Below are 9,016 nucleotides of genomic sequence, written 5' to 3'. Positions count from 1 at the left end.
ATCACAAGCGAAAATATGCTCGACGATTGACCGCCCTGACGGTAACATTTATTATTAAACAAGCTCTAAATATATATGTATATCTCACGACTCATATCCATCATGCTACTGCTCGTAGCAACGGTATCACCGATAGGCATATCTGCACAGGATAAATGCGACAGCCGCATGAACCGACAGGAATGGTTCAAGCAAATGCGTGTCTACAAACATGATTTCCTGATAAAAGACCTCGGACTAACCCAGGAGCAGCAGGAAAAATTTTTCCCGCTCTACGACGCCATGAGCGAGAGCCTGATGAAGGCGCAACGCGACTCGCGACAGCTCGAGCATAAAATCAACCACAGCAAAACACAGGTCAACGACCTCGAATATGAAAAAGCGACCGAAGCCGTAATCGAGACACGCGCCAAGGAGGCACAGATTGCCAAAGAATATTATGCAAAATTCAAAGGCATACTGACCCCCGCACAGATATACAGGCTCACTCAGTCGGAGCGCCGATTTACCCGCGAAGTGATGAAGCAACACTCACGGATGAAACAGAAACACAAAAACGACTGACAGCCTATAGCCATACCACCGACATATATATTGACACAGCAAGCGGCACGTGCCAGGGGATGATTGAATGATGAACCCTTAAGCACATGCCGCTTGTTCTACTATCTGACATCAAATTAATATTCTCACATGCTACGCCGTATTTTAATACTCCTGACCGTCATGGCCACAGTTTTCGCTGCCTTAGCTGCGAAGCCATCCGATCCGTATGCTAAACCCGACTTCGCATTTCCCGCCAAAGTATCGGCCAATGCCAAGGAAATGCTCGACAAGGCTCTCGCCACCGACAACGGCCAATTGGCCCTGCGTGCGCTTATGAATCTGTCGGTATCCCTTACCGAAATCGACGCCGACAGCGCATCTGTCGTGATTGCCGACTGCCGCAGAGCGGAAAAGTCGCTGTCGGCACCGGCCGACAAGGCCCTTGTAAATCTGCTTACGGCAAAAATCTACTATTCGCTATATCAGCATAACCGCTGGACCTACGACCGTCGCGAGCAACCCGCCGACCCGTCGGCCGACTACAAGCTATGGAGCGGCATCCAGTGGCGCGACACAATAACGGCCCTTGTCGACAGCGCGCTCGCCTCTCCCGATGCTCTTGCAGCCACACCGGCAGCACGCTACTCCAAAGTGATATCCGTCGACAGCCGTATCGCAGGCATGTATCCCACGGTACTCGACTTCGTGGCCATGCAGGCCACCGATCTGCTCCCCAATCTGGGCGAGACCGACATGCTGCCAATGCGACTGCTATGCCCCTGGGGCGACTTCATGGCGATGCGCATCACCGTGCAGAAGCCTATGGCACGCCGTATCCTCGACATATACTCAACATGGATCGGACATGCACGCAACACACACGGTGCCTTGATTGCCGCCGACCTCAGCCGACTGGAGTTTGTCAACAGACATCTCTTCTCCCGTGGCGAAGATATGGAGAGTGTACGCTCACGCATGTTCGACGCGCTCTATTCGCTATGGAGCTCTCACAACACCTCGTCCTACGCTGCCGAGATACTCATCAAAGCCTACGATATGGTCAGCGGAGAGGAGGCACCGATTACCGCGATAGACCGATATATCGCAGCCTGCAATAAGCAGACAGTCTCCCACCCCGGATATTTCCGCAACAGCTGGCTCACTCGCAATGTCGAGCGGCTCAAGCAGCCGGTGGTCAAAGTACGGTATCCGTCCACGGTGACTCCTGGCGACTCGCTGCAACTCAATCTCAGCGTGAGAAACGCACGTGATTTCACGGTCAATGTCTACGAAGCGCCATACAAATGGGATGAATGGAGCTGGGGCTACGAGGTGACAAAGAAAAATATCGCTCAGCTGCGCCTGGCAAAGAGCGTGCGTGTCACTGTCGACTCAGTGGCGCCGTTTCGCTCGTCAATCGTGCGCAAGGTAGTGATTGACCGCCCGGGCGCATATATTGTAGCCGCAGTGTTCCCGGGTCAGACCATCGATACCGGCAACTATACTTATGTCCATTGCTCCGGCCTGCGCCTCGGCTCGCTTTCATTCAAGGATGAGGCTTGGCCGTTCGTGGTAAATCCAGCCACCGGACGCCCTGTAGAGGGTGTCACTCTGAAAGGATATGAGAACAGACGCACATTCACCCTCGTAGATACCCGCACCACCGGCGACGACGGCATGGCGCGTATGGATTCAAAGGCCCGGATTGTATTTGCTCAAAAGGGCACCGACCGGTTTGCCGAGTCAATAAACATTAACAGCTATTACCGCGACCCCTCACGGGCCTACTCCATACAGGGCTTTACATCGCTGGCCCTCTACCATCCGGGCGACACTGTAGAGTGGGCGGCTGTGGCTCAGTCGTGGCTGCTCCAGTCATGCACTCCGCTCGCCGGAAAGGAATTGCGCGCGGTAATGTATGACGCCAACATGCAGGCCGTCGATACTGCCGTAGTGACCACCGATGCATTCGGACGTGTCACCGGAAAGTTTGCAATACCCAAGGAGGGACTTACCGGCAGCTTCGCCATTCGCTTTACACTCACAGACAAGGAGCTGAATAAAAATCTGCGGTGGAGCAACATATATTTTACTGTCTCCGACTACAAACTGCCTACCTATCTCGTAGAAGTGACCGATGTCGAGCGTGATACCCCCACCAAAGGCGATGTCACGATAAAAGGCCGTGCCGTCACATACTCCGGATTCCCGGTAGCCGACGCATCAGTATCCGTCAACCTCTCGGCCGGAGGACGTGCGTGGTGGAACACCCCGGTATCGTTTGCCTCACTCTCCGACACCACCGATGCCGAAGGTCGCTTCTCAATCGTGTGTACCGACGCACTGCTGTCGGGCTCTCCCGTCGACAAGGGTATATTCACGGCCGACATCACCGTGACCTCCCCATCCGGCGAAAACTGCACTGCCTCCACTGCTTTCTCTCTCGGCAAACAGCTCATACTCCGTGCTGCGCTCCCCGACAATAATGTGGACGCCGCCAAGCCCATAAGGCTCAACCTCGAGCTGACCACCGTCAACGATGTGAAGCGCAATGCTACTATTGCCTATGAGTTCCTGCGCAAAGATTCTACTGTGGCCGCAAGCGGCACATTTGAGTCGGCACGACCGGTAATCGACGCCTCAGCGCTCGCAAGCGGTGTATACCTGCTTAAAGTCGCAACCGCCGACACAACCCTGGCCGATGCCGTCACCCTAAAGGATGTAGTGCTCTATCGCCCGACCGACAGCACATCGCCCGACCCCGATGCTCTGCTGTGGATACCATCGTCGAAGGCTACGATAGGCGCCCGTGCCGGTATCGACCAGCTGTATGCGACCACGGCTCAGGAGACATGGATTGTATACGTCCTGTCGTCGGGCGACCGCATCATCGACAAGGGCTGGATTAACGTCGGCCCGGGCATGCATCGCTTCACCCGCGACCTCCCTGCCGACTGCTCCACGGCCACACTCAGCATGGCATGCGCGCTCGGCTACAGATACGACAACTGTCAGATCGACTATACCCGCGAGAATGTAATCAGCTCGCTCGACATCGCTGTCGAAAGTTTCCGCGACCGCATAGCCCCGGGCGACACCGAACGCTGGACCTTCCGCGTCACCGGCGACAAGAATTCCGCTCTCGGACAAGCGGCTCTCATGCTCGATATCTACAACAAGGCGCTCGATGCCATCACTCCTCAGCGCTTTGCGTTCTATCCACAGCGCTCGCCATATCCTCTGGCCTCGCTCAACATCAACAACGGCCTCGGATGGTACGACAACTCACGTACCATGCCAATAAAGCGGTTCACCTGCCCCTCGATGCCGTCGCTTGACTACATCACCTGGGGACGTCCACTCGTAGGTTACGGCACAGTGAGGATGCTCAGAAAAGAGATGTATGGCGCACGTACCGTCAACTCGGTATCCTGCACCGACGAAGTCCTTGAAGAGGTAATGCCTACAATGGCACTGTCAGCAGCCAAGGGTACATCTGAAGACCATGTAGAGCGTGAGGCAAAATTCAGCGCCTCTGACACCGGAGGTGCCGTAATGCTACACTCCGAAGAAATCGCGGCAGATGAAGATGCCGCCGAAACGGGGAATGCCGGTGCTCCACGTAATGACAGCGAAGAGTTCGCCTACCGCGACGCCGAGACTCCGCTCGCTCTCTTCGCTCCGATGCTTACCACCGGCGCCGACGGCTCCATGCAGGTGGACTTCACCGCTCCCGCGGCCAATGCCACTTGGGTGCTCAAGGCCATAGCCTACAACACCGACATGATTGCCGGAAACACCACACGCGAGATGATTGCCTCGCGCCCGATAATGGTACAGCCCAATCTGCCACGGTTCCTGCGCAACGGCGACAAGGCCGAAGTGCGCGCTACGGTAATGAACAATGCCGACAGCGCGGCCACTGTGGTTGTGCGCGTCGAGATATTCGACCCTGCATCAGGCGTTGTGCTCAGTGCCGGTGACTATACTGCCGATGTGGCACCAAGAGGTTCAGCCACCATATCCACACCTGTCGACGCTCCCGCCGACGCCATTATGCTCGGCTACCGCGTGAAGGCATCCTCAGGTCGCTATGCCGACGGCGAGCAGACGATAATACCTGTGCTCGCAGCCTCGCAGCCGGTGGTAGAGTCGACACCGTTCTATATCCCGGCCGATACACTTAGCTACGCCGTGAAACTCCCGAAGATGGGTAAGGACGCGCGCGTGACACTTCAGTTCTGCGAGAATCCCGCCTGGTATGTTGCCACAGCTCTGCCCGGCATACGCGCCTCCGAGTCGCGCGACGCCCTGTCGGCCTCAGCGGCCATATTCTCGGCGGCCGTGGCCGAGGGGATACTGCGCGAACAGCCCGAAATAGCCCAGGCTCTGCGCGAATGGAGCCGCTCCGATCGCTCCGACTCTACACTGACATCCATGCTCGAGCGCAATGCCGACCTGAAGATTGTGCTGCTCAACGCTACCCCATGGGTAATGGACGCACGCTCACAGACCGAACGCATGGAGCGCCTCGCTCTGCTCTTCGACCCGCAGGAGATAAGCGCCACATACTCTTCGTCGATTGCCCTGCTCAAGAAGCTGCAATGCGACGACGGCGGTCTGGCATGGACTCCCCTTTTCCGCCAGTCTTCGCTCTGGGCTACCGAAAACGCCCTGCTTGTGTTCGGCCGCCTCAAGCAGCTCGGATGGCTCCCGAAGGATAAGAACCTTGATGCGATAATTGCAAAAAGCCTCGCATATATGGACAATGCAGTTGCGGAATACTCACGCAAGCACCGCGATTCCACCGACGAGACCTATGTATACATCCGCTCCATGTATCCCGACACAGAGCGTCCGGGCGAATGCGTGGCATTGACCTCACGCACCGTGGCGTCGCTTCTTAAGTCGTGGCGCGACATGAATGCCGGCTCCAAGGCCATCGCCGCACTGATATTCAAAGCCCAGGGACACGCCGATGCCGCCCGCCTGGCTGTATCATCGCTCCGGGAATTCGCGGTGACATCCCCAGAGAGAGGCATGTGGTGGCCGTCGCTCGACTCGCAGTCATGGTGGTCGATGGGACGTGTAGGCACTACCGCAATCATCCTCGACGCTTTTGCCGCAGTCGACCCCTCATCGCCCGACATTGACCGCATACGCCAGTGGATGATTATACAGAAGGAAGCCACCGACTGGGGCACATCGACTGTGACCTCTCAGGCCATCGCCTCAATACTCCGCACCGGCACCAAGTGGACGCGACCCGCATCGCCGGTAACCATCACCGTCGGCAAGGAGCGTGTACAGCCCGACAAAGTCGAGGCTCTGCTCGGAGAGATGCGCACCGACATCTCAGCCCTGAAGCCTTCGGGCAAGACTCTCTCTATCGGCAAGTCGCAGGCCGGACCGTCGTGGGGTGCTGTCATCAGCCAGTATACCGGCAAAATGGACGAGGTCAAAGCTGCATCGTGCCCCGACCTCTCGATTGAGAAAGCGATATACAAACGTGTGGCTACACCCGACGGAGAAAAATGGGTGGCCGCCGACTCGCTGCGCACAGGCGATGTTGTGCAGATAAATCTGATTATTACCGCTGCACGCGACATAGACTATGCGGCGATAGTCGACAACCGCGCCGCCTGTCTTGAGCCTGTCGACCAGCTGCCGACACCGATATGGGCCGAGGGCCTGTGCTTCTATCGCGAAAACCGCGACGCAGCCACCGATATGTTCATCACGCGTCTGCCTAAGGGCACCTACCGCTTGAGCTACCTGCTCAATGTCAACAACGCCGGCACCTTCGCCTCAGGCCTTGCCACCATCCAGAGCCAGTATGCTCCCGCCCTTACCGCCCACTCCTCCGGTACCCTCCTCCGCATCAATCCTTAATAACACAGCGCGGTTACAACCGCGTATCACATTTAACAGAACAGGCCCGCAGTGCGGGCCTGTTCTGTTAAATGATGGTTATTGCTGCTGATTTTATTTCACAGCTATTTTCTTAGACAGTGTTGACTGCTGCAAGTGAGGAATCATCAGAAAACTCCATATACTCAAGTTGTGCCAGTGGTATATTGATTGACGTATTGATATTTGATGCGGTCAGATTTTCTTGTGTAAACGTAATTTGAAGTCCTGTAATTTCTAAATAATGAGTTTCCCCACCGACCGTACTGAATGAAAGTGTCGTGTAATTAGCATTGGCAATCAATGTTACCATTAAAGCAACTACAATAGTAATGATTTGTTTCATGTGCTATTTTTAGAGCTTGTTTTGAGCTATTAACAATCAGTTAAAAACGCTGATATACAGCACACAAACGCCATTTTTTCACGATATTAGACATTATGAATGATTCAAACCGTTAATAAATAATGACTTACATACACTGTGCTCGACAAAATTACGATAAAATCTGAGATATCAGCCGGTCTTTTCAACGGTAAAACGTGGATATTAGACAAAACGTTATCTAATCGAGATGTTCAATACGATTCTTTATAAGAGCCTGGTTAGATGCAGCTTTATAGTCAGACAGCATATATAATCCAAGCATAAACCGAGGCTCTGAGTCAGTTCTCAGAGCCTCGGTTTATGCTTGGATTATAATGGGATTGAAAAGACAGGTCAGAGTGCAATCTTGACGCCCAACTGTATAAGGCCCTGGGCGCCGAAGCCGAGCTCACCGAACATGGCTACTGAGCGGCTTAGTCCTACCTGCGCACAGAGGGGGTTGATCTGGAATGCGCAATAGGCCTTGTTCTTGCTGTCGTCGGGCCATGTCTCGTGCATGATTACCGAGCCGAGAGCGCCCTTGGCATACATGGTGACAATCGAATTGCGGTAGTAGTTGTAACGCACATTGAGCATAATGGCGTGATAGTAGAACTTGTTTTCATCGTAATGCTTGCGCGATGTACTGGAGAATGTATAGCTCGGACCGATCCAGAAGCCGGGGGCCACATGGAAATTAAGCCCGGCATTAAGAGCTCCCCACGCATTATTGACCGAGGGGCCTCCGTCATGACAATCCATAGCGTCCATCTGTGTGTATGCGCCATAGCTTACGCTGAGTTCGGTCTGGGCTTGTGCGCCCGCTACAATACCGACAATCATCATTAGAGCAAGAATAATCTTTTTCATAATTTTATTATATCTTTTAAAATTTCTGTCATCGTATTAACAAACGTGAAATAACATGGTTCATCAATATGCCGGAAATATTGGGGAACAGGGTGTAAATTTTCCATATCGGGAAAACTGACCATATTTTACTCCATACGTCGTAAATTATCAACTTTTAGGATTATATAAGTGTTACCTTATTGCATTAACTTTGCGCCGAGTATTCGGACACCGACAAGCAACTATTATTTATGAGACCGACACTTCCTCACATCCACTTCTACCGCGGACTAAAAGCGGCCATATCACTGGCTCTAATCGCCTCATACGCAACAATGCAGGCTCAGACGCCGGATACCGGCGCCGAAACCGTGTCGCTCGACTCCTGCCGCGCAATGGCAATTGCCAACAACAAGCAGCTGCGCATACAGGCAGAGCAGATACGTGCCGCAGGCTATCAGAAAAAAGAGGCGTTTGCAGCATATCTGCCGCAGATTGATTTCGCAGGCGGATATGTATACAACTCCAATGATATAAACATACTTGGAGCCGACCAGCATCTGCCGATAATGAACTTCGACGGACAGGGATATACATTCGACCTGGTGACCAATCCTGCCACAGGGCTGCCGCTCGTAGTCGACGGCAAGCCGGTGCCAAAACAGGTGGCATATCTGCCCAAGTCGGCCATGAGTTTCGACATGCACAATGTATTTTTCGGTGCAGTGACACTCACACAGCCGATATTCATGGGTGGCAAGATTGTAGCCATGAACAAGATTACAGGCTATGCCGAGGAACTGGCCAAATCTATGCACGACAACGGCGCTCAGGATATTATATATGCCGTCGACGCCGCCTACTGGCAGGTTGTGTCGCTCAATGCTAAAAAGAAACTCGCCGTAAGCTACGTGGCCCTGCTTGATACACTCCACAACAATGTGCAGGCCATGATTGACCAGGGTGTGGCCACTCGCTCCGACCTGCTGACTGTCGACGTAAAGCTCAATGCCGCCAATGTCGACCTTGTAAAAGTCGACAACGGCCTGTCGCTGTCGCGTATGGCGCTCGCCCAGATATGCGGACTCCCGGTCAACACACAGATGGCGCTTAAGGACGAATATGCGCCAAATACCGACGACGCCCCTGTAGCCACCACCTACAATATGCCCGATGTGTATTCACGCCGGCAGGATCTGCACGCTCTGGAGCTTGGAATAAAAATAGCCGACCAGCAAAGCAAAATTGCCATGTCGTCGATGCTGCCCACGGCAGCGCTCATCGGCTCATATACGGTAAGCAACCCCAACATGAACGACGGCTTCGAGAAAAAATTCGGCG

The 9,016-nt window shown here is 54.0% G+C and carries 5 protein-coding genes; 3 read left to right on the top strand and 2 right to left on the bottom strand.

Translation table 11 applies throughout. The features are described from left to right. Positions 1 to 75: 75 nt before the first annotated feature. Positions 76 to 564, top strand: coding sequence for a Spy/CpxP family protein refolding chaperone (locus K2I50_RS07220; protein WP_301025633.1), 489 nt, complete (start codon positions 76 to 78; stop codon positions 562 to 564). A gap of 162 nt (positions 565 to 726) precedes the next feature. Next, positions 727 to 6,438, top strand: a complete 5,712-nt coding sequence (locus K2I50_RS07215; RefSeq protein WP_301025631.1) for an alpha-2-macroglobulin family protein — start codon at positions 727 to 729, stop codon at positions 6,436 to 6,438. 112 nt (positions 6,439 to 6,550) lie between these two features. Here K2I50_RS07215 and K2I50_RS07210 read toward each other — a convergent pair whose 3' ends face one another. Both K2I50_RS07210 and K2I50_RS07205 read right to left on the bottom strand, forming a co-directional pair. Continuing rightward, positions 6,551 to 6,802 (bottom strand): hypothetical protein, encoded by a 252-nt coding sequence (locus K2I50_RS07210; protein WP_301025629.1) that lies wholly within the window; start codon positions 6,800 to 6,802, stop codon positions 6,551 to 6,553. Positions 6,803 to 7,177: 375 nt separating this feature from the next. Then, on the bottom strand, positions 7,178 to 7,693 hold the full coding sequence (locus tag K2I50_RS07205) for an outer membrane beta-barrel protein (RefSeq protein ID WP_301025628.1): 516 nt from the start codon (positions 7,691 to 7,693) through the stop codon (positions 7,178 to 7,180). A gap of 233 nt (positions 7,694 to 7,926) precedes the next feature. Here K2I50_RS07205 and K2I50_RS07200 point away from each other — a divergent pair. Then, positions 7,927 to 9,016 (top strand): TolC family protein (locus K2I50_RS07200; protein WP_301025626.1); only part of this gene is annotated, 1,090 nt, incomplete at its 3' end.

The organism is Muribaculum sp. (genome assembly GCF_029051885.1).
GTDB lineage: Bacteria > Bacteroidota > Bacteroidia > Bacteroidales > Muribaculaceae > Muribaculum.
Note: the sequence above shows the minus strand (reverse complement) of the source record. Positions and strands in the feature narration are given on the sequence as shown.